The sequence below is a fragment of the Vannielia litorea genome (assembly GCF_900142295.1).
In the GTDB taxonomy this organism is placed as follows: domain Bacteria; phylum Pseudomonadota; class Alphaproteobacteria; order Rhodobacterales; family Rhodobacteraceae; genus Vannielia; species Vannielia litorea.
Genome location: NZ_FSRL01000001.1, coordinates 2,663,149 through 2,682,713, shown reverse-complemented (window position 1 = coordinate 2,682,713; position 19,565 = coordinate 2,663,149). Strand labels below are relative to the sequence as shown.

At 69.7% G+C, this 19,565-nt stretch carries 22 protein-coding genes; 12 read left to right on the top strand and 10 right to left on the bottom strand.

Annotated elements, in window-relative coordinates; genetic code table 11:
- The first annotated feature begins 58 nt into the window (after window positions 1-58).
- Window positions 59-1,348 carry a glycosyltransferase family 87 protein gene (locus BUR94_RS13075; protein WP_084193029.1) on the top strand — a complete coding sequence of 430 codons (1,290 nt, stop codon included), beginning with the start codon at window positions 59-61 and terminating at the stop codon, window positions 1,346-1,348.
- 19 nt (window positions 1,349-1,367) lie between these two features.
- On the opposite strand, the gene BUR94_RS13070 is transcribed toward BUR94_RS13075, so the two are convergent.
- The gene (locus BUR94_RS13070) at window positions 1,368-2,597 is read right to left on the bottom strand and encodes an SAM-dependent methyltransferase (RefSeq protein ID WP_074256646.1); all 1,230 of its coding nucleotides are present in this window, start codon (window positions 2,595-2,597) and stop codon (window positions 1,368-1,370) included.
- A gap of 174 nt (window positions 2,598-2,771) precedes the next feature.
- Between BUR94_RS13070 and aspS the strand changes: the two genes are divergently transcribed.
- From aspS to BUR94_RS13055, 3 genes are all read left to right on the top strand, one after another.
- Complete coding sequence (gene aspS / locus BUR94_RS13065; protein ID WP_074256645.1) at window positions 2,772-4,553, top strand: aspartate--tRNA ligase; 1,782 nt, start codon at window positions 2,772-2,774, stop codon at window positions 4,551-4,553.
- Window positions 4,550-5,080 carry a chloramphenicol phosphotransferase CPT family protein gene (locus BUR94_RS13060; RefSeq protein ID WP_139301281.1) on the top strand — a complete coding sequence of 177 codons (531 nt, stop codon included), beginning with the start codon at window positions 4,550-4,552 and terminating at the stop codon, window positions 5,078-5,080. The genes aspS and BUR94_RS13060 overlap by 4 nt, the downstream gene beginning before the upstream one ends.
- A 72-nt stretch (window positions 5,081-5,152) precedes the next feature.
- Complete coding sequence (locus tag BUR94_RS13055) at window positions 5,153-5,449, top strand: hypothetical protein (RefSeq protein WP_074256643.1); 297 nt, start codon at window positions 5,153-5,155, stop codon at window positions 5,447-5,449.
- Window positions 5,450-5,451: 2 nt separating this feature from the next.
- On the opposite strand, the gene BUR94_RS13050 is transcribed toward BUR94_RS13055, so the two are convergent.
- Entirely contained in the window at window positions 5,452-6,045 is a 594-nt protein-coding gene (locus tag BUR94_RS13050; RefSeq protein ID WP_074256642.1) for a TetR/AcrR family transcriptional regulator, read from the bottom strand.
- A gap of 145 nt (window positions 6,046-6,190) precedes the next feature.
- Between BUR94_RS13050 and BUR94_RS13045 the strand changes: the two genes are divergently transcribed.
- Together BUR94_RS13045 and BUR94_RS13040 are read left to right on the top strand one after the other, a co-directional pair.
- Complete coding sequence (locus BUR94_RS13045; protein ID WP_074256641.1) at window positions 6,191-6,760, top strand: carboxymuconolactone decarboxylase family protein; 570 nt, start codon at window positions 6,191-6,193, stop codon at window positions 6,758-6,760.
- A gap of 266 nt (window positions 6,761-7,026) precedes the next feature.
- Complete coding sequence (locus tag BUR94_RS13040; RefSeq protein WP_245794464.1) at window positions 7,027-7,584, top strand: hypothetical protein; 558 nt, start codon at window positions 7,027-7,029, stop codon at window positions 7,582-7,584.
- Window positions 7,585-7,620: 36 nt separating this feature from the next.
- Here the strand turns inward: BUR94_RS13040 and BUR94_RS13035 are convergent, their stop codons facing one another.
- Window positions 7,621-8,097 (bottom strand): hemerythrin domain-containing protein, encoded by a 477-nt coding sequence (locus tag BUR94_RS13035; RefSeq protein ID WP_074256640.1) that lies wholly within the window; start codon window positions 8,095-8,097, stop codon window positions 7,621-7,623.
- Window positions 8,098-8,300: 203 nt separating this feature from the next.
- Here BUR94_RS13035 and BUR94_RS13030 point away from each other — a divergent pair, with 203 nt between their 5' ends.
- Window positions 8,301-9,674, top strand: a complete 1,374-nt coding sequence (locus BUR94_RS13030; protein ID WP_074256639.1) for a DUF1800 domain-containing protein — start codon at window positions 8,301-8,303, stop codon at window positions 9,672-9,674.
- A 4-nt stretch (window positions 9,675-9,678) separates the two neighbouring features.
- Window positions 9,679-10,905, top strand: coding sequence for a DUF1501 domain-containing protein (locus BUR94_RS13025; RefSeq protein ID WP_074256638.1), 1,227 nt, complete (start codon window positions 9,679-9,681; stop codon window positions 10,903-10,905).
- Window positions 10,906-10,921: 16 nt separating this feature from the next.
- Here BUR94_RS13025 and BUR94_RS13020 read toward each other — a convergent pair whose 3' ends face one another.
- Entirely contained in the window at window positions 10,922-11,110 is a 189-nt protein-coding gene (locus BUR94_RS13020) for a hypothetical protein (protein ID WP_074256637.1), read from the bottom strand.
- Window positions 11,111-11,258: 148 nt separating this feature from the next.
- Between BUR94_RS13020 and BUR94_RS13015 the strand changes: the two genes are divergently transcribed.
- On the top strand, window positions 11,259-11,972 hold the full coding sequence (locus tag BUR94_RS13015) for a GNAT family N-acetyltransferase (RefSeq protein WP_074256636.1): 714 nt from the start codon (window positions 11,259-11,261) through the stop codon (window positions 11,970-11,972).
- 587 nt (window positions 11,973-12,559) lie between these two features.
- Here BUR94_RS13015 and BUR94_RS13005 read toward each other — a convergent pair.
- Window positions 12,560-13,285 (bottom strand): response regulator, encoded by a 726-nt coding sequence (locus BUR94_RS13005; RefSeq protein ID WP_074256634.1) that lies wholly within the window; start codon window positions 13,283-13,285, stop codon window positions 12,560-12,562.
- A 151-nt stretch (window positions 13,286-13,436) separates the two neighbouring features.
- Between BUR94_RS13005 and mce the strand changes: the two genes are divergently transcribed.
- A complete protein-coding gene (gene mce / locus BUR94_RS13000) occupies window positions 13,437-13,841 on the top strand; it encodes a methylmalonyl-CoA epimerase (protein ID WP_074256633.1) in 405 nt (134 codons plus the stop codon).
- Window positions 13,841-14,134, top strand: a complete 294-nt coding sequence (locus tag BUR94_RS12995; protein ID WP_074256632.1) for a DUF1467 family protein — start codon at window positions 13,841-13,843, stop codon at window positions 14,132-14,134. The genes mce and BUR94_RS12995 overlap by 1 nt, the downstream gene beginning before the upstream one ends.
- A gap of 49 nt (window positions 14,135-14,183) precedes the next feature.
- On the opposite strand, the gene BUR94_RS12990 is transcribed toward BUR94_RS12995, so the two are convergent.
- Both BUR94_RS12990 and BUR94_RS12985 read right to left on the bottom strand, forming a co-directional pair.
- Window positions 14,184-14,873 (bottom strand): EI24 domain-containing protein, encoded by a 690-nt coding sequence (locus tag BUR94_RS12990; protein WP_084193028.1) that lies wholly within the window; start codon window positions 14,871-14,873, stop codon window positions 14,184-14,186.
- Window positions 14,870-15,448: a nitroreductase family protein gene (locus BUR94_RS12985; protein ID WP_074256630.1), complete on the bottom strand. Its 579-nt coding sequence runs from the start codon at window positions 15,446-15,448 to the stop codon at window positions 14,870-14,872. Before BUR94_RS12985 ends, BUR94_RS12990 begins: the two co-directional genes overlap by 4 nt.
- Before the next feature lie 122 nt (window positions 15,449-15,570).
- On the opposite strand from BUR94_RS12985, the gene BUR94_RS12980 reads away from it, so the two are divergent.
- The gene (locus tag BUR94_RS12980) at window positions 15,571-16,380 is read left to right on the top strand and encodes a hypothetical protein (protein WP_074256629.1); all 810 of its coding nucleotides are present in this window, start codon (window positions 15,571-15,573) and stop codon (window positions 16,378-16,380) included.
- 6 nt (window positions 16,381-16,386) lie between these two features.
- On the opposite strand, the gene BUR94_RS12975 is transcribed toward BUR94_RS12980, so the two are convergent.
- The 3 genes from BUR94_RS12975 to BUR94_RS12965 form a co-directional block, all read right to left on the bottom strand.
- Window positions 16,387-16,773 (bottom strand): metallopeptidase family protein, encoded by a 387-nt coding sequence (locus tag BUR94_RS12975; protein ID WP_074256628.1) that lies wholly within the window; start codon window positions 16,771-16,773, stop codon window positions 16,387-16,389.
- 81 nt (window positions 16,774-16,854) lie between these two features.
- The gene (locus BUR94_RS12970; RefSeq protein WP_074256627.1) at window positions 16,855-17,700 is read right to left on the bottom strand and encodes an HNH endonuclease signature motif containing protein; all 846 of its coding nucleotides are present in this window, start codon (window positions 17,698-17,700) and stop codon (window positions 16,855-16,857) included.
- 500 nt (window positions 17,701-18,200) lie between these two features.
- Complete coding sequence (locus BUR94_RS12965) at window positions 18,201-19,499, bottom strand: PQQ-dependent sugar dehydrogenase (RefSeq protein WP_074256626.1); 1,299 nt, start codon at window positions 19,497-19,499, stop codon at window positions 18,201-18,203.
- Between the last annotated feature and the right edge of the window lie 66 nt (window positions 19,500-19,565).

Genomic DNA, 19,565 nt, shown 5'->3' with positions numbered 1-19,565 from the left:
CCCGGCGGGCGCCGATCGGCTAGCAAAACGCAAGACATCACCGGGCGAGCGAGGGCGGATGAAAACTCTGACTGCAAGACAGGTGACACTCGCCTTGCTGTCGCTCTACGCCGTCTATGCGGCCTTCGCCTACCGCGGCGCCGACTCGGCCGACCTGATGGCGGTCTGGCTGGCCGGGGTGGTCTACGATGCCGGGCAGTGGGGCCAGGTCTACCCGCCCGCCGCCGAGTATTTCACCATGCACCCGCCCGAAGGCTGGCGCGAGCTGGCCCGCGAGCGCACCGGCTACCTCGGCCCGGTCTACCCCTTTCTCTACCCGCCGATCTGGGCCTGGGCGGCGAGCTTTCTGGCCGATCTGCCCTTCGCCTCGGTGGCGCGCTGGGCCAGTGTGCTCAATGCCGGGCTGGTCTGCGCCATGATCTGGCTCGGCCAGAGCGCCTGTGGCGTGTTCCGGCGCAACGATGCGGGCGAGGCGCTGCTGCTGGGCGGTGCGGCGATCTGGGCCTTCACGCTCACGCCCATCGGCCTGGCGGCCGCGGTGCAGAACCAGCCGCAGATGCTGGTCTCGCTGCTGCTCGTGGCCTGCGTCGAGCGCCACCGCACCGGGGCGCCTCTGGCGGCTGGCGCGGCACTGGCCCTCGCCGCCTCGATCAAGCTCTACCCGGCCGCCTTCGCGCTCTACTTCCTCGCCCGGCGCGACTGGCGCGCGCTGGGCAGCTTCGCCGCCACCGGCGCGGGCCTCGGCCTCGCCTCCATCGGGGTGGCGGGCTGGCCGCTGCACCAGGCCTTTCTCGGCGCGGTGCGCCAGGTCGCCGATACGGTGCTGGTCACCGGCGCCACCTACAACCTCGATACCCTGATCGCCCAGGCCGTCTTCCGGCACGAGCTCATCGTCCAGCCCGCCTTCGATGCCCGTCCCGAGGGCCTGCGCCTGCAATCCTGGCTGGCCATGCCCCGGCCGCCGCTCTGGGGCCTGCTCTCCAAGGCCCTGTTCTGCGCCGTGCTCGCCGGCTGCGCCTGGCTCTTTGCCCGCAGGCCCGCGCGCGCGGCGCTGCCCCTGCTGTGGTTCGTGGGGCTGACGGCGCCAACGCTCGTGACCCCGCTGGCCTGGTGCTACTACTACCAGCCCACCGTGGCCCTGCTGCCCGCGCTCTACCTCGCCCTGGAGCCCAGGGCCGGCGCGCGGGTCATCCTCCTCGGGCTCCTCGCGCTCTCCGCCATCGTGCTGTCGCTCCTGTCCGAGCAGGGCCTCCCGACCACCACGACCATCCCGCTCGCCATGGGCAGCCTCGTCCTCTGGACCGGCCTCGCCCTTGTCGCGCTGCTGCGGCGGCCCGTGGCCCACTGACCCCCCGCCGCCCCACGCCCTATTGCGCGGCTTGCAGCATCTCCTCGGCCTCCTCGCGGTAAAGATAGTCCCGCGTCATCGGCACGCTGTGCTGGTCCCGCGCCAACTGGTAATGAAACACCGCCTGCGGCCCCTCCACGAAGGCCGCCTCGCAGGCGCAAAGGTAGAACCGCCACATCCGCACGAAGGGCTCGTCATACTGCGCGCGCACCCAGTCGAGGCTGGCCTCGAACCGGTCCCGCCAGGCCCGCAGCGTCCGCCCGTAATGCCCGCGCCACACCTCCAGGTCGGTCACCGCCAGCCGCGCCGTCTCGATCGCGGGCGCAAGCTCGCTCTGGGCCGGGATGTAGCCGCCCGGAAAGATGTATTTCGTCAGCCAGGGCGAGGTGGCATGGGGCCGCCCGAGGTTGCCGATGGAGTGGATGAGCGCCACGCCGTCCTCCGCCAGCAGGTCATGCACCCGGCTGAAATAGGTCGGAAACTGCGCCAGCCCGACATGCTCCAGCATCCCGACCGAGACGATCCGGTCGAACCGCTCCTCGAGCGTGCGGTAGTCCATCAGCCTGAACTCGACCTGCCCCGCCAGCCCCTCCGCCTCGGCCCGCGCCCGCGCCCGGGCGGCCTGGTTCTGCGAGAGCGTCACCCCCAGGACCCGCGCGCCGTGGTCGCGCGCCAGGGTCAGCGCCATGCCGCCCCAGCCGCAGCCGATGTCGAGCACCCGCATGCCGGGCTCGAGCCGCAGCTTGCCCGCGATATGCGCCTTCTTCGCCGCCTGCGCCTCCTCGAGGCTCATGCCGGGCCGCGCGAAATAGGCGCAAGAGTACTGCATGTCGGCATCGAGCATCCTTGCATAGAGCTCGTCGGACAGGTCGTAGTGATGCTGCACGTTGCGCCGGGCGCGGCTCAGGCCGTTGCGGCTCGCCAGGGCCCGCGTGGCGGTCCGCATCCGCTCGACCACGCTGAACCACGGCGGCATCCGCCCCCGGGTCCGGTTGCGCACCAGCAACGCGAGAAAGCCGTAGCAATCGTCGTTGTCCAGCAGCAGCCGGCCATCCATGTAGCCCTCGCCGATCCCGAGCTGCGGGCGCAGCGCGATCAGGCGCAGGAGGCTCTCGTCGGTCAACCGCGCCTCGGCCTCGATCCCCCCGCCGGGGCCGTAGCGGCTCACCGTGCCGTCCGGCCAGTGCAGCACCAGCCGCCCTTCCACGATCAGGCCGCGCAGCAGCCGGTCGATCATCATCTTCCACATTGAACCACACCCCCCGATGCAGCGCGTTTCGTCCTCCCAAAAAAGGTTAACGCCGAACAGGATGCTACAGTTTCACCCTACGTCAAGGCCCGGCAGGGGCAGCCCGGGTTGACTTCCGCGCACCAAGGCGCTGTATCGGCGCGAACCGATACCCCGACCGGAAGGGACCGAACCATGCATGCCTACCGCAGCCACACCTGCGCCCAGCTCACCAAAGAGAACGTGGGCGAGACCGTCCGCCTCGCCGGCTGGGTCCACCGGGTGCGAGATCACGGCGGCGTGCTCTTCATCGACCTGCGCGACCATTACGGCGTGACCCAGGTGCTCTGCGACCCGGATTCGCCGGTCTTTTCCGAGGTCGAGAAGGTCCGCTCCGAATGGTGCATCCGCATCGACGGCACCGTGAAGGCGCGTGACGAAAGCCTGGTGAACCCCAAGCTGCCCACCGGCGCGATCGAGGTCTATATCCGCGACATGGAGGTGCTCGGCGCCGCCGGCGAGCTGCCGCTCATGGTGTTCGGCGACCAGGACTACCCCGAGGAGACGCGGCTGAAGTATCGCTACCTCGACCTGCGCCGCGAGGCGATGCAGCAGAACATGACGCTGCGCTCCGACGTGGTCGCCTCGATCCGCAAGCGCATGTGGGCCAAGGACTTCCGCGAGTACCAGACCCCGATCATCACCGCCTCCTCGCCCGAGGGCGCCCGAGACTTCCTGGTGCCCTCACGCCTGCACCCCGGCAAGTTCTACGCCCTGCCGCAGGCGCCGCAGCAGTTCAAGCAGCTGATCATGGTCTCGGGCTTCGACAAGTATTTCCAGATCGCGCCCTGCTTCCGCGACGAGGACCCGAGGGCCGACCGCTCGCCCACCGATTTCTACCAGCTCGACCTCGAGATGAGCTTCGTCACCCAGCAGGACGTGTTCGATACCGTCTCTCCGGTCATCGCGGGCGTCTTCGAGGAGTTCGGCGGCGGCCGCAAGGTCGACGCGCCCGAGACCTGGCCCCAGATCCCCTATGCCGAGGCGGCGCTGAAATACGGCACCGACAAGCCCGACCTGCGCAACCCGATCGAGATGCAGGTGGTCTCCGAGCACTTCGCGGGCTCCGGCTTCGCCATCTTTGCCAAGCTGCTCGAGCAGGAGGGCACCGAGATCCGCGCCATCCCCGCGCCCACCGGCGGCAGCCGCAAGTTCTGCGACCGGATGAACGCCTTCGCCCAGAAAGAGGGCCTGCCGGGCATGGGCTACATCTTCTGGCGCGACGGCGAGAACGGCATGGAGGCCGCAGGCCCGCTGGCCAAGAACATCGGCCCCGAGCGCACCGAGGCGATCCGGCAGCAGCTGGGGCTGAACGTCGGCGACGCCGCCTTCTTCCTCGGCGGCAAGCCCAAGACCTTCGAGGCCGTCGCAGGCCGCGCCCGCACCGTCATCGGCGAGGAGCTGGGCCTGACCGACCAGAACCGCTTCGCCTTCGCCTGGATCGTCGACTTCCCGATCTACGAGAAGGACGCCGAGACCGGCGAGATCGACTTCGAGCACAACCCCTTCTCCATGCCGCAAGGCGGGATGGAGGCGCTGCAGGGCGACCCGCTCGCGGTGAAGGGCTACCAGTACGACCTCGCCTGCAACGGCTACGAGCTGGTCTCGGGCGCGATCCGCAACCACAAGCCCGAGGTGATGCTGAAGGCCTTCGAGATCGCCGGCTACGGCGAGGACGAGGTGAAGGCCCGCTTCGGCGGCCTCTACACCGCCTTCTCCTACGGCGCCCCGCCCCACGGCGGCTGTGCGGCGGGCATCGACCGCATCGTGATGCTGCTGGCCGACGAGGTGAACCTGCGCGAGGTGGTCATGTTCCCGATGAACCAGCGCGCCGAAGACCTGATGATGGGCGCCCCCTCGCTGCCGACCAACGAGCAGATGCGCGAGCTGGCGCTGCGGGTGGTGAAGGAGGAGTGACCGTGCCGGCGCCGGGGCGGGTCATCCTGATCCACGGCGCCTCCAGTGCGGGCAAATCCACTCTGGCGCGGGCGGTGCAGGCGGCACTGCCCGAGCCCTTCACGCACCTCACCTTCGACCACCTGATCGACAGCGGCGCACTGCCCCGCGGCCCTCGATGGCCAGCGGTGCGCGCCCAAGTGTTCGACGGCTGGCACCGCGCCGTAGCCGCCTTCGGCGCGTCGGGGGCAGATGTGATCTGGGACCACATCATCGAAGCCCCCGCGTGGCACCAAGATCTGCGCGCGCTCCTTGCCGGGCGCGACCTCTTCTTCGTCGGGCTCCATTGCGGCCTTGCCGAACTGGAGCGGCGCGAGTCGGCCCGCGGCGACCGGACCCCGGGCGATGCGGCGCGGGATGCCGCCCACATCCACGCGGGCAAGAGCTACGACATCGAATTGCGGAGCGAGGAAGGGGCCGCCGCCAACGCAACCCGCCTCGTCGCAGCCTGGCAGGCGCGGCAGGGCGTTTCGCGCTTCTTCGCCTGACCCGCGGCAAGACCACGGCCAAGCCGTCATAAAACCGTTACGAAACCCTGATCCGCGTGCTACGATTCGCCCATGACGCGGGCCTGGCTCACCATCGCACTCACCCTCGCGCCCCTCGCCGCCACGGCGGGCGGGCCCTTGGGCGAGGTGTTCTGCGATGACCGCGCCCGCATCGTCCAGCAGCTCGAAACCCGTTTCGGTGCCACCCTCGCGGGCCGGGCGCTGCGCGGCCCCGATGCCTTCATCGAGTTCTGGGTCACGCAAGCCTCGGGCGACTGGACCATGGTGCAGAACTACACCGACGGCCGCGCCTGCATCGTGGCGATGGGCGAGAACTGGGAGAGCTTCGCGCCGGTCGATCCGGCCTGAGCCTACTGCCGCTGCCTGAGCCGCAGCACCTCCTCGGCAATGTCATCCGCCAGCGCGGCCAGGTCCTCGGCCGGAGAGCCGCGCAGGGTCTCCACCGCCAGCCCGAACATGTTGGACTGGAACCGCCGCGCCAGCCGGCGGCTGTCGGCCCCGGCGGGCAGCTCGCCCGCCGCGCGGGCCTGCTCGAAGAGCCCGAAGAACAGGTCCTGCACCTCCATCAGGTAGCGCCGCGCATCCGCGCCGGCCTCCGAGGGGTCTTCGGCCAGCTCCAGCACCGTCTTGGTCAGCATGCAGCCGCCCGGCCTCTCCTGCGTCGGGCGCCCGGTGGCGCGGGCATGGTCGGCCAACGCCTCCAACGGTGTGGTCGCCGCCTCGGCGCGGGCCGCCACATTGGCCGCACTCCGCGCCCGGTAAAGCCGCAGCGTCTCCCGAAACAGCGCCTCCTTGCTGCTGAAGGCGGCATAGATCGAGCCGGGCTTCATCGCCAGCGCCGCCTCAAGGTCCTTCAGCGAGGTCGCATGAAAGCCCTTGCGCCAGAACAGGGTCAGCGCGGCATCGAGGGCGGTCTCGCGGTCATAGGGGGCGGCACGGGTCATGGGCCGAATATAGCGGCAACAGGCCGGCTTGTCTGCCTCACGTTTGAGTGATCGCTCAAATCATGGCTTGAGTGATCGCTCAAAGGCGCCATGTTGGGTGCCAAGGGCCACCACCGGCCCATCACGCCAACCAACGGAGCCCATCATGGCCGAATTCACCCTGCACGACGAAACCACCGCCCCGGCCGAGAGCCTGCCGCTGATCGAGAAGTCGAAAAAGGCCTTCGGCCGCCTGCCGGGCCTGCACAAGGTCATGGCCGAGGCCCCCGCGCTGATGGAGGGCTACCAGCTGCTCCACGGCCTCTTCCAGAACAACACCAGCTTCGACAAGGACGAGATCACCGTCGTCTGGCAAACCATCAATGTCGAGCATGCCTGCCACTACTGCGTCCCTGCCCACACCGGCATCGCCAAGGCGATGCAGGTGGATGACGCCATCACCGAGGCGCTGCGCAACGAAACCCCGCTGCCCAGCGAGCGCCTCGAGGCGCTCCGCAGCTTCACCCTCGCCATGGTCCGCCAGCGCGGCGAGGTCTCCGACGCGCAGCTGCAAACCTTCCTCGACGCGGGCTACACCAAGCGCCAGGTGCTCGAGATCGTCCTGGGCATCGCGCAGAAGGTGATGTCGAACTACACCAACCACCTGGCCGACACGCCGGTCGACGAGGTGATGCAGAAGTTCGCCTGGGAAAAGCAGGGCACCAAGGCGGCCTGACCTCGCACGGCGGCCCCGGAACCCGGGGTCGCGTCGCGGGTTGGTGCTCCAAACGGAGGACCGACCGATGAAGAAGCTGTTCAAGTACTGGGCCGTCTGGAAGCTCGCACAGAAACTCCTGCGCAAGCGCCGCCGCGCCTGACCCAACCCGCGCCCCGGGGCCCCAGCGGCCTTGGGGCGTTTTGGCGCATGCAGATCGCCTCATCCATGCGTGATGTTGAATGTGTTTGCGGCTATGATCCGGGCCAACACACCGGAGGTCTCCCATGCTGCGCATCGCCCTTGCCCTCGTCACCGCCCTTGGCGCCTTCACCCCGGCGACGGCTCAGATGCACGGGGGCGGCGGGATGCACGGCCACGGGGCAGATGGCACAGGCCACGACATGGCCACCATGCCCGGCCTGCGCGGCGAGGACGCGACCGAGGTGGAGAGCGCCGAGCTGGCCACCCTCTTCCGCAACTTCACCACCCTCTCCCGCGAGGTCGAACTCCTGCCAAACGGCATCCGCACCGTGACCAGCGCCTCCGACCCGGAAGTGATGGACGCGCTGGTGAGCCATGTCGTCGGCATGATCGACCGGGTAGGGCAGGGGCGCGACCCGAAGATCTTCATCCAGTCCCCCACGCTCGACATCTTCTTCGCCCGCCCCGGCGCGATCGCCTCCGATGTCGAGGTCACCGACGCCGGCATCGTGGTCACCCAAACCTCCACCGACCCGGAGGTGGTGGAGGCCCTGCACATCCATGCCGGCGAGGTCAGCCGCATGGCCGACAGCGGCATGCAGGCGGTGCACGAGATGATGATGGAGCGGGCAGGGAACTGACGCCACCGGCGCCTCAGGCCCCCCCGCCCGACCGGGTCACTCCTCCAGCGCGTCTTCCTTCTTCTTCTCGATCAACCCGGCCTCCTTTTCCTTCCGGGCCAGGAACTTCTCGCCATGGCCCTTCAGCTCGGCCTGCGGAATCACCTCCTGCGCGCGCTCGAACACCTCGTTCTCCTCTTCGTCCATGTGGTGCTCGTATTCGTCCTTCAGAGTCTTGAACCGCGTGAGCCAGCCGGGCGAGCTCATCTCCATCTCGTTCAGCTCCTCCATGATGTCGTCCAGCTGCTGGTGCTCATGCACCGAATGGCGGGCGTGCTCCTGGCCCCAGGTCTGGGTGATGAGCTTCGAGTAGAAGGTCTCTTCCTCGGCGGCGGCATGGGCCTTCACGTCGTGGTAGAACTCCTCCCAGGCGGCGCGGCGCTCCTCGCTGTCGCCGGAGGTTTCCGCGAGCGTGTCGAGCAAGGCGCGGTGGCGGTCGTGATCGGCCCGAATGGCGTCATAGATGTCTGGCATCGGTCTGGCTCCGAGAAATTTTGGATAAGGACTGCTGGCCAACGCCGCGCGGCTGCGGCGGGTTCCCGCGCCCCGCCGGCAGCCCCGCGAAACCGTGAGCGTGCCGGGGCTCGCGGCGCCGCCGCTTCTGCCCTATCTTCCCCCGGAGAGGGGCACCCCGCGCCCCGCCCCGCACAGGCCCCCGAACCGGAGCAGCCGCCGCCGTGTCATTCCGCCCCGAGATCGCCGCGATCCGCTTCGGCTACGGCCTGTCGCCGCGCCACGCCCCGCCCGAGAGCCCCGAGGCCATGGTGGCCGCGCTCGACGCCCCCGATGCCATGTCGGCGGCCTGGCCGATCGGCTCGATGGAGGAAACCCGCGCCGACTTCGAGTATCTGCGCGACCTCAAGCAGGCCGAGCGCGACGGCGACGAGACCGCCCGGAAGAAATACATCGACTGGCGCCGCTCCAACCGCGAGGCCCACGCGCAGATGCTCTGCCACACCGTCGCCCGGGCGCTCGACGCCCCCGACGCGCTGCGCGAGCGGCTCACCCGGTTCTGGGCCGACCACTTCACCGTGGTGGGCCGGGGCGTGTCGCACCTGATGGTGCAGCGCTTCGTGCAGGATGCGATCCGCCCCCACCTCACCGCCCCCTTCGGCGCGATGCTGAAGGCCGCCGTCACCCACCCGCTGATGCTGATCTACCTCGATCAGGACAAGTCCATCGGCCCCGGCTCGCCCGTGGCGGCCCGCAACGCCGAGCGCGGCCGCCGTCGCGGCCTGAACGAAAACCTCGCCCGCGAGGTGCTGGAGCTGCACACGCTGGGCGTCGGCGGTGCCTATGACCAGGCCGACGTGCGCCAGCTGGCCGAGCTCCTGGCCGGGCTCACCGTCAACCTGCGCGAGGGCATGCGCTTTGTGCCCCGGCAGGGCGAGCCGGGGGCCGAGGAGGTGCTGGGCCTCCGCTACGGCGGCAAGACCCCCCGGCTGGCCGATATCCACGCAGCCCTCGACGACATCGCCCTGCACCCCGATACGGCGGCCCATATCGCCCGCAAGCTGGCCGTGCACTTCGTCTCCGACACGCCGCCGCCCGCGCTGGTCGAGGCCCTGCGCGCCCGCTACGCCGAGACCGGCGGCAACCTCGGCGCGGTCATGGCCACACTGCTCCGGCACCCCGAGGCCTGGGGCCCGCTCGACAAGACCAAGCAACCCTTCGACTTCCTGGCCTCCGCGCTGCGGGCCCTGGGCCTCGAGGGCCGCCACATCGCGGACTTCACCCTGCAGCAGGCCCGGCACGTCCTCCTCCGCCCCATGCAGCTGATGGGCCAGACCTGGGAAAACCCCACCGGCCCCGACGGCTGGCCCGAGGAGAGCAGCCACTGGCTCACACCCCAGGGGCTCGCGGTGCGGATCAACTGGTCCATGTCTGCCGAGCGGATCAAGGGGCTAGACCTGCCCGACCCCCGCGAGCTGCTGCCGACGGCCCTGGCCGACCTCGGCGGCCCGCAGCTCGAATTCGCGGCCAGGGCGGCCGAAAGCCGCGCCGAGGGCGTCGGCATCATCCTCGCCTCGCCCGCGTTCCAACGGAGATGACCCGATGAGCAAGCTCCTGATGACCCGCCGCCGGTTTCTCGCCACCACCGGCTGCTCGGTCGCCGCCTCTCCGCTGCTGACCCCCATGGCCTTCGCCTCCGCGCCCTGGGACACCCGGCTCGTGGTGCTCATCCTGCGCGGCGCGATGGACGGGCTCGACGTGGTGCGCCCGGTGGGCGACCCCTCCTTCGCCGCCACCCGGCCCACGCTGGCGGCGGGCGACGGCCTGCCGCTCGACGGCTTCTTCACCCTCCACCCGGCCCTCGCGCCGCTGCACCCGCTCTGGGCGAAGGGCGAACTCGGCTTCGCCCATGCCGTCTCCACGCCCTACCGCGACAAGCGCAGCCACTTCGACGGGCAGGATCTGCTCGAGGCCGGCACCGGCTTCGACGTGACCACCGGCGCCGCCCGAGATGGCTGGCTCAACCGGATGCTTCAGGCCGTGCCCGGGCTCGAGGCCGACACCGCCTATGCCATCGGCCGCGAAGAGCTGCTCCTGCTCGCCGGCGCCGCGCCCGTCGCCAACTGGTCGCCCGGCACCCGGCTGGAGCTCTCGCCCCAGGCGCGGCGGCTGATCGAGCTGGTCTATGAGGAGCACCCGGTGTACCAGGCCGCGGTGCTGGAGGCGCTGGAGCTGACCGAGGATATCGCCGCGGCCGAGGCCCTGCGCGCCGCAACCGGCGAGGACGAGGCCGACACCGAGATGCAGGCGATGATGGACGAGGCCCCGGGCAACGCCGCCCACATGCAGATGGCCGAATTCGCCGTCGACCGCCTGCGCGGCGACACCCGCATCGCCGCCTTCTCGCTCGGCGGATGGGACACCCACGGCAACCAGGCCAACACGCTGCCGCGCGCCCTGCGGCAGCTCTCCGACGTGATCGGCCTGCTGCACGCCGGGCTCGGGCCGCTCTGGGGCAAGACGGGCGTTCTGGCAATGACGGAGTTCGGCCGTACCGTGCGCGAGAACGGGTCGCGCGGCACCGATCACGGCACCGGCGGGCTGATGGTCATGGCCGGCGGTGCGCTGCGCGGCGGCAAGGTCCATGGCAGGTGGCCGGGTCTCGAGGAGGCGGCGCTCTACGACCGGCGCGACCTGATGCCCACCGAAGACGTTCGCGCCTATGCCGCCCGCGCGATGGAGGGGCTCTTCGGCCTCTCCGGCACCGTGCTGTCGGGCAGCGTGTTTCCGGGGCTCGACTTCTCCGCCGCGCCCCGGCTGGTGTTCTGAAGGGTCCGGATCGGGGTCAGGCCCCGGCAGCGATCTCGCGGGTCTGGGCCGGCGCACCGCTGTCGGCGGTCACCTCCGGCGCGCTCAGGGCGACTGAGGCGACCACGGCAAACCCGAGCGAGACGATGCCGGCCATCAGCACCATCCAGTCCATGGCGACATTGCCCTCGTCTTCCGACCAGAATGCATTTGCGATGCGCTTCATCTCGCCTCTCCCCGGCCTGGTGCCTGCGTTCTCCCCCCTGCCTCGCCGCGAAATGCGGCAAAGGGATGAAACGGAGGGGCCATTTTGCGGGTTTTCCTCTCCCGCCGGGGCCGATAGGAAATCATCAAGGTTGAAAAGGGGTTAACCGATGGGCCGTCCGGGGCAGCTGGGAGAAGAGGTCAAGGGCTGGGCGCCGCCGCCCCGCCCCGCCTTCGACGTGCTCGAAGGCCAGTGGACCCGGCTCGAACGGCTCTCCGCCGATGCCCACGCCGCCTCGCTGTTCCGCGCCTACTCCGGACATGATGCGCTGTGGGACTACATGCCCAACGGTCCGTTCTCCTCCGCCGCGCAGTATCACCGCTGGGCGCGCGAGGCCGAGGCCAGCGCCGACCCGCTGCATTTCGCCATCCGCAACCGCGAGACCGACCGCGTCGGCGGCACCTGCGCGCTGCTGCGGATCGCCCCCGAGGCCGGCTCGATCGAGCTGGGCTACATCGCGCTCTCGCCCGAGCTGCAGCGCACCCGCACCGCCACCGAGGCCTTCCTGCTGCTGATCGGTTGGGCCTTCGAGGCCGGTTACCGACGCTTCGAGTGGAAGTGCAACGCGCTCAACATGCCCTCGCGCCGCGCCGCCCAGCGGCTCGGCCTGTCCTACGAGGGCGTGTTCCGACAGGCGCAGGTGGTGAAGGGCCGCAACCGCGACACCGCCTGGTTCGCCGCCATCGACAGCGAATGGCCGGCCCTGCGCGAGGCCTACCGCGCCTGGCTCCGCCCCGAGAACTTCGATGCCGAGGGCCGCCAGCGCGAACGCCTGGGCGACCTCACCACGCTGGTCCGCGCCGCCTCCGACCCCGCGCTCTGACGCCGTCGCCCCACGGCCAGCGCCACACGGCTGGCCCGCCAAGGCCAAACTGCCGGTGCCCCACCTGCCGGCCCCCTTCGGCCCGAGACCTGCCGCAGCCCGGATTGGCCCGAGACCTGCCACGACAAGAGCCGCCGGAAGGCCCGCCGCGGCGACGTGATCCAACGGTTGTGCGCCCTGACGCCGCTGCTCCAAGGCTGCGCTTTGAGGCAAGCCAGTCAACGGCGGCCTTCCGCGCCCCCAACCTGTCGCCCCTCCGGCCCGCCGAGACCTGCCAGGACAAGAGCCGCCGGAAGGCCCGCCGCGGCGACGTGATCCAACGGCTGCGCGTCCTGACGCCGTTGCTCCAAGGCCGCGCGCTTTGAGGCAAGCCAGTCAACGGCGGCCTTCCGCGCCCCCAACCTGTCGCCCCTCCGGCCCGAGACCTGCCACGACAAGAGCCGCCGCAGGCCCCGCACCGACAACCCGGCCTCCCGACGTCACCGCTTCTCGCCTGGCCCCCACGCGCGGCGCAAGCCGCGCGCCCGGCCCGACGCCGGGCGTCGGCGCAAGCCTGCGCCCCGCGGGCGGGAGTGCCCCGTGCCGGGTCAGAGCGCCAGGTTGCCCTCCAGCCGGTGCGCCACCAGCTTCGAGATCGCCGCCGCTTCCGGCATGCCGCCCTGGCCGGAGGCCCGTGCGGTCGCCAGCCCGGCGGCGGCCGCGGCCAGCGGCGCGTCGGAGGCGCATTGCGCGACCGAGCCGAGAAACTGCGCCACGTAGTCCAGCATCTCCGGGTGCTCCTCGCCGGTCGAGAGCACGTCGGCCACATGGGCGAGGTCGTCGCGCAGCGCCAGCGGGTCGGGCGCGATGATGTCGGACGTGAGCCCGCGCGGCCCCTGCGGCAGCCCGTTCTCGGGCAGGCGGGAGAGAATCGCCTGCTGGAAGGCCGCGAGGCTGGTGATCGGCTTCTGGATGAACCCGTCCGCCCCGGCTTCCAGCGCATCGTCCTCGCTGGCCGGGTCGCCGCTGGTGCCCAGCAGCACCGGCACGCGGGTGTCGGAGCGGGCCAGCTCGCCGATCAGCTCCAGCCCCGAGCCATCCGGCAGGCCGAGATCCACGATCACCGCCGTTGGCCGGTAGACCTGCAGGTGCCGGTGCGCCGAGGCCAGCGTGTCGGCCCGCCGGATCCGGGCCCCCGAGCGCAGGCACAGGAGCCGCACCGCCTCCGAGGCATAGCGGCTGTCCTCCACGACCAGCACGGTGGCGCCCAGCAGCGGCCGCTCGCGCGTGGGCCTCTGCACCGGAATCGAGAACTGCGGCATGTCGTCTGTCATGGGGGCCTCCCTCAAGGCGTTGCCCCCCGAGATGACACCAGCAATCCTAAGGATTGGTAAACGCCCCCGCCGGAATGCGACAAAGGCGCGGCTTGTGCGGCTCCGATGCCCCCGGCATAACCGGCAGCGAACCGGCAAGGAGGGTGACGACATGATCGGACGGCTCAACCACGTGGCCATCGCGGTGCCCGATCTCGAGGCGGCGGCGGCGCAGTATCGCGGCACGCTGGGCGCCGATGTGGGCGCCCCGCAGGACGAGCCCGGTCACGGCGTCACCGTGGTCTTCATCACCCTGCCCAACACCAAGATCGAGCTGCTCTACCCCTTGGGCGAGAACAGCCCGATCGCGGGCTTTCTCGAGAAAAACCCCTCCGGCGGCATCCACCACATCTGCTACGAGGTCGATGACATCCTCGCCGCCCGCGACCGGCTGAAGGCCGAGGGCGCCCGCGTGCTGGGCACCGGCGAGCCGAAGATCGGGGCGCACGGCAAGCCGGTGCTCTTCCTGCACCCGAAGGATTTCAACGGCTGCCTGGTGGAGCTGGAGCAGGTCTGATGAGCATCACCGCCGCCTTCGTCGTGCTCGCCGTGACATGGTTCATGGTGCTCTTCCTGGTCCTGCCCGTGCGGCTGGAAACTCAAGGCGACCGTGGCGAGATCGTGCCCGGCACCCATGCCGGCGCGCCGGCCGACTTCAAGCTCGGCAAGCGGCTGAAGATCACCACGCTGATCGCCGTGCCCCTGGCCGGCCTGATCTGCGCAACCATCATCTCCGGCGTGATCTCGCTCTCCGACATCGACCTGCTCGAGCGCTTCGGCCCCAAGGGCCCGATCACCGAGGGGCAGTAACCGCGAAGAGCGGCCGCACCGCCAGGCGCGGCCCCGACGAGCGGCGCCCTCAGGCCCCCGGTTCGAGCCGGTGGAACATGTGGGTGAAGGTGGCCACCCCGAGCAGCGGGATGAACAGGTTGACGACCGGAACGCTCAGCGGAATCGCCATCAGCGTCCCGGCCAGCCAGATCTTGCCGAAATGCCGGCGCCGCGAGGCCGCCGCAGCCTGCCGCCCGATCCGCCGCATGGCGACCATCTGGTAGTATTCCCGCCCCAGCAGCATCCCGTTGATCGCCCAGAACAGCAGCGGAATCAGCGGCCCGGCAAAGATGTAGAGCACCAGCATCAGGATGTTCACCACGATCAGGATCCCGAAGAACCCGATCGAATCGCGAAGCGCCTCTGTCCAGGGAAAGCGCGGCACCGGCGGCAGGTCCGGGTAGTGCCGGGCCTCCACGGCCGCCGCGATGTCTTCGAGGAAGAGCCCGGTGAAGGCCGAGGCCACCGGCACCATCAGGAAGATCGACATCAGCGCCATCAGCGCGATCGAGGCCCAGGAAAGCAGGTCGTCAATCCACGTCACCTCGCGCCCGAAGATGGTAAAACTGTCGGGCGTCACCCAGTCGAGAAACCAGATGAACACGCCATAGACGCCGAAGAGCAGCAGGATCGTCAGGCCCAGCCCCATCGCCAGAACCTTCAGGAAGGGGCCGTCGAACATCTGGCTGACGGCCTTGCCGAAGTCGGAGAAGATCATTCCGACACCCAGGCGGTGATCCGGGTCAGGTCCGGGCGCGGGCGCTCGGGCGCGGGCACCGTCTCGGTTCCGATGTGGATGAAGCCGGCCACCGTCTCGTGCAGGGCAAGGCCGAGACCCCTGGAGATGAACTCCCGGTCATGGCTGCCCCAGCCGGTGAGCCAGTTGGCGCCCCAGCCCGAGGCCAGTGCCGCGTTGAGCATCTGCAGGCAGACCGCGCCGGCCGAGTAGAGCTGCTCGACGAAGGGCACCTTGTCGCTCTCCACCGGCGAGGAGACCACCACCACCACGAGGCCCGGCTGGCCGAGCTGGGTGGCGAACTTCTCCACCTTCTCCGGCTCCAGCTCCAGCGCCTTGCCGCGCTCGTTGGCGAGCTGCGCCAGCCGCTCCAGCGCCGCGCCCTCCAGCACGATAAACCGCCAGGGCTCCAGCTTGCCGTGATCGGGCGCGCGCGCGGCAGCCTGAAGGATCGGCCCCAGCTCTTCGCGCGTGGGCACCGGGCCGGTCAGCGTCTTGGCCGGGCGCGAGCGGCGGGTGAGCAGGAAGTCGAGGGCGGCGGGGTTCTTCTGCGTCATGAGGGCTCCTTCGCGGTTGCGCCTTATGTCGGGGATTTGTCGCCCGGGTTCAATGGGGCGAGCCGTTTGAGGCTTGGCCGACCCGTGCTATCCTCGCGCCTGTCGACCTCGGAGTTGTTGCCATGTCCGGTTCCATCTCGCGCGCCCTCGCGCTCCTTTTCCTCTCTCTCTCGTTCTCCTTCGCCCTCGCCGCGCCCCAGGCCGAGGCGCAACGCTATCCCGCCGGCATGAAGGAGGGCCGCAACAGCGCCCGGACGCCGCAGGTGGCGGGCGAGGTGATCCGCTTCACCCTGATGCCCGGCGACTGCCAGGCCCGCAGCTACGGCGATGGGCGCGGCGAGAGCGACTGCGGCAACCTCAACGCCAAGTCCTACCTCTCCGCCGGCGAGGTGAAATCGGGCGCCACCATGCTCTACGCCTTCGAGGTGCGCGTGGCCGGCGGGCTGACCCATGCGGCCTTCCACAACCCGCGCGCGGTGCCCTTCACCGGCGGGCCCGACAGCCGGCTGGCCGTGGCGCTCTGGCAGGGGGAGCTGATCAAGAACCACCTCGTCTCGCTCGAACTCGACAGGACACGGGGGCTGACCTTTCTCGGGCGCAGCTGCGCCGGTCCGGGGCAACTCGGCGGCTGGACCCGCTTCGAGCTTCTGGTGCGCTGGTCCGCCGGGGCCGACGGGGTGATGCAGGCGCGCTGCAACGGCCGCACGATCTATGCGGTCTCAGGCCAGCCCACCGATCAGAACCCCCATTGCCACGAGGCCAACCACTGCGAGCCGGGCAAGGTGAAGCACCCCAGGCGGATCAACGCGGGCTTCGGGCTCTTCTTCGACAAGGAGGTGGTCAACGGCCGGCCCATGCGCCCCCGCATCCCGCCCTCGGGGCTCTCCGTCGACATGCGCAACTTCAAGATCGCCAAGGCCCGGCTGAAGTAGCCGCGCCTACTCCCACCAGGGGTCGATGGCCCCGATCTCCTCGTCCGACCAGCCGAAATGATGGGCGAATTCATGCACCGTGACATGGGCGATCAGCTCGTCGAGGTCCTGCCCGGGCCGGTCGCGCCATTCCGCCAGGATCGGCTGGCGGAACAGCCACACCGTGTCGGGCAGGGCGGCGGGCCAGGAGGCGGATTTCTCGGGTAGGGGGATACCTTCGTAGAGGCCGGTCAACTCGCGGGGATCGGTGATGCCGAGGCTCTGCATCATCTCAGGCGTGGGCCATTCGGCAACGCGGATCAGCACCTCGCGGGCGGCGGTTAGCAGGGCCGGGGGCATGCCCTCGACGGTGGCGCGGGCGGTGGCGAGGAAGTGGGTGTCGTCGCGGGGCATGAGGGTGATGTTGTCCGGGCTATTGCACAGTCAACATGGAGGCGGATGGACAGCCTTTGAAGGGCGGCCCGGCAGGGTGTGTCAGCGAGCGTGTTCCTGCCTCGTGAATGTGGCGAAGTGGAAGGCGACGGCTTCGGGGTGCGGGCGCGGCCGGGGAAGGCGGGGGGCGGGGATGCGGATTCGTGCGATGCCCTCGTATTCGGTGCCGTGCAGGTCAGGGGAAACGTGGAACTGCAGGTCTTCTCCGGAATAGTTGAAACTGATGAGGTGGGCGTCGAACAGCCTGTGGACATCGGCGCGCAACAGCAGGCAGTTATGCGTGGCATTCGTGGCTTCGCCGCCGTAGCGAAATATGTGGGCGGCATCGAGCGCTCTGCGGATGCGGGTCCCGGTCAGAACGCAGGCGTCACCCCAGTGCCGGAAGGCATCGGCGCGAAACGGCCGGGCCCCGAGGCGAATGGTGCGTTTGGAGAGGGCCTTGAGATCCGGGTCAGGCGTGTCGGTAAGGCGGAAGCCGAGAAGGGCGTCGCCGGTGCCCCGCGGGATCGGCTCGGCGGCGAGGATGACGCCTTGCGCATCGTCGAGGACCAGCTTGATGGACGGCGGGGATTGTTTCAGCAGGCGGGCGAGACAGCCCGCATCCATGGAGCGAATCTTGCCGTCGCGGGTGCGGAAGGCATAGGGGACGGGCCGTTCGCCCATGTCGCGCCAGATCTCTGTCAGCAGAGTTTCGAAGTGCCGGATGCGCGGGGTGATTGGGCCTTGCTTTTTCAGGTCGACAGGCCGGTAGAAGGCGGGAGTCTTTGTAGTGAAAACGTGGGTTTGGCGAGCGCCGCCGGGTTTTTCGGGCATCGGCGGCAGGTCGATGTCGAGTTGCGGAAGTGAAGTGAGGTCGCTGGAATAGTTACCCTTCATGGAAATCGTCATCGGTCGGGCCTTTTAGCATGTGTTGTGGGCGCTTCTGATTGGGCTGCCCTGAAGGAGAGACCGGGACGGGTGTAGATAGTGAGGCCATCGTGGGGCATTCTCGTGTTTCTCACCCTCGCCCTGCTTTTCCCCGGCTCCGAGTTGGTCATCGAACCTGATCCCTCCGGACTGCACTGCCGACAGCAACCGCATCTCCAAGCGGCGGATGCCGACGTTGGTTCTGCCTACTTCGAGAGCGGCAGGTGGATGGAGTAGACGTTTCGGGAAAATGTAAGCGATCCCGACAAGATCCGGCTGCGCCAGCAGGTGGCGATGGACATGTCGAGGCGCACGACGGTGAGCGAGATGATTAGGCGACCGAGCGGCGGTCCGCAAGAATGGGAATGGCCTCGACGGTGGCGCGGGCGGTGGCGAGGACCTGGGTATCGTCGCGGGACGTGGCGGTGATCCGGGGTGGGCACCGCCGCCCCGGAAGAAGGGTCGGGCCATCGCGCGCGGCCTCAGGCGCCGGTCACCCGCCAGATCACGTCGCCCACGTCATCGGCCATCAGCAGCGACTTGCCATCCGGCCCGAGGCACACGCCCACCGGGCGGCCATAGGCCAGCTTCTCGTCGTCGGAGAGGAAGCCCGAGAGGATGTCGCGCGGCGGCTCGGTCTCGCTGGGGCGGCCGTTCTCGAAGGGCACGAAGAGCAGCTTGTAGCCCGAGAGCTTGGAGCGGTTCCACGAGCCGTGCTGGCCGATCACCATGCCCGCGCCGAAACCGGGCAGCGTGCCCTCGGGCATCCAGCAGAGCCCCAGCGAGGCGGTGTGGCCGCCCAGCGCGTAATCGGGCTTGATCGCCCGGGCGACCATCTCGGCATCTTGCGGCACCCGGTCGTCCACGATCCGGTCCCAGTAGCAATAGGGCCAGCCGTAAAAGCCGCCATCCACCACGCTGGTCAGGTAGTCGGGCGGGGTCTCGTCGCCCAGCCCGTCACGCTCGTTGACCACCGTCCACAGCGCGCCGGTGGAAGGCTCGAAGGCCGTGCCCACCGCGTTGCGCAGCCCGGTGGCAAAGATCCGGGCCTCCTCGCTGGCCACGTCCAGCTCCCAGATCGCGGCGCGGCCCTCCTCCACCTCCATCCCCTCGTCGGCGATGTTGGTGAGCGAGCCCACGCCCGCGTAGATTTTGCTGCCGTCCGGCGAGACGATCAGGCTCCGCGTCCAGTGGCCGCCGGGCTTGAACTCCACCAGCCGGCGGCCCGCGCTCTCGTCGAGCCGGGTGGTGCCGGGCGGAAAGGGAAAGGCCACGATCCCGTCGGTGTTGCCGAGATAGAAGGTCTCGCCCACCACGGCCATGCCGAAGGGCTGGCGCTGGTTCTCGACAAAGACCTCCCGGTGCTCCGCCACCCCGTCGCCATCGGCATCGCGCCACAGGCTCACCCGGTTGGCGCTGGGCCCGACCGCCTTGATCCGCTGCATCGTCACCTGCGCGGCATGATCCATCAGCGACTTCGGCGGCCCGGCCTCCGGGCGGGCCTCGGCCACCAGCACGTCACCCGTGGGCAGCACCTCGATCCAGCGCGGATGCTGCAGCCCCTCGGCGAAGGCGTTCACCTTCAGCCCCGGCGCGCAGCGCGGCAGACGCCCGTTCTTCCAGCCCTCGGCGGCGGGCAGCTTCAAGGTCATCAGCCCCTGCTTCCTGGCCTCCGGAATCTCCGGCCTGCCCCCCATCGCCTGGGTCCTGGGCGCCCCGATCCGCCGCATCAGGGCAACCGTGCCCCCGACAATCGAGGTGGCTCTTGCAAGAATGCTCATGGGGGTCTCCTTCGCGCGGGTCTTTGCTCTTTGCGGAGGGATACCCCCCTTCGCCGCCGGGCAACA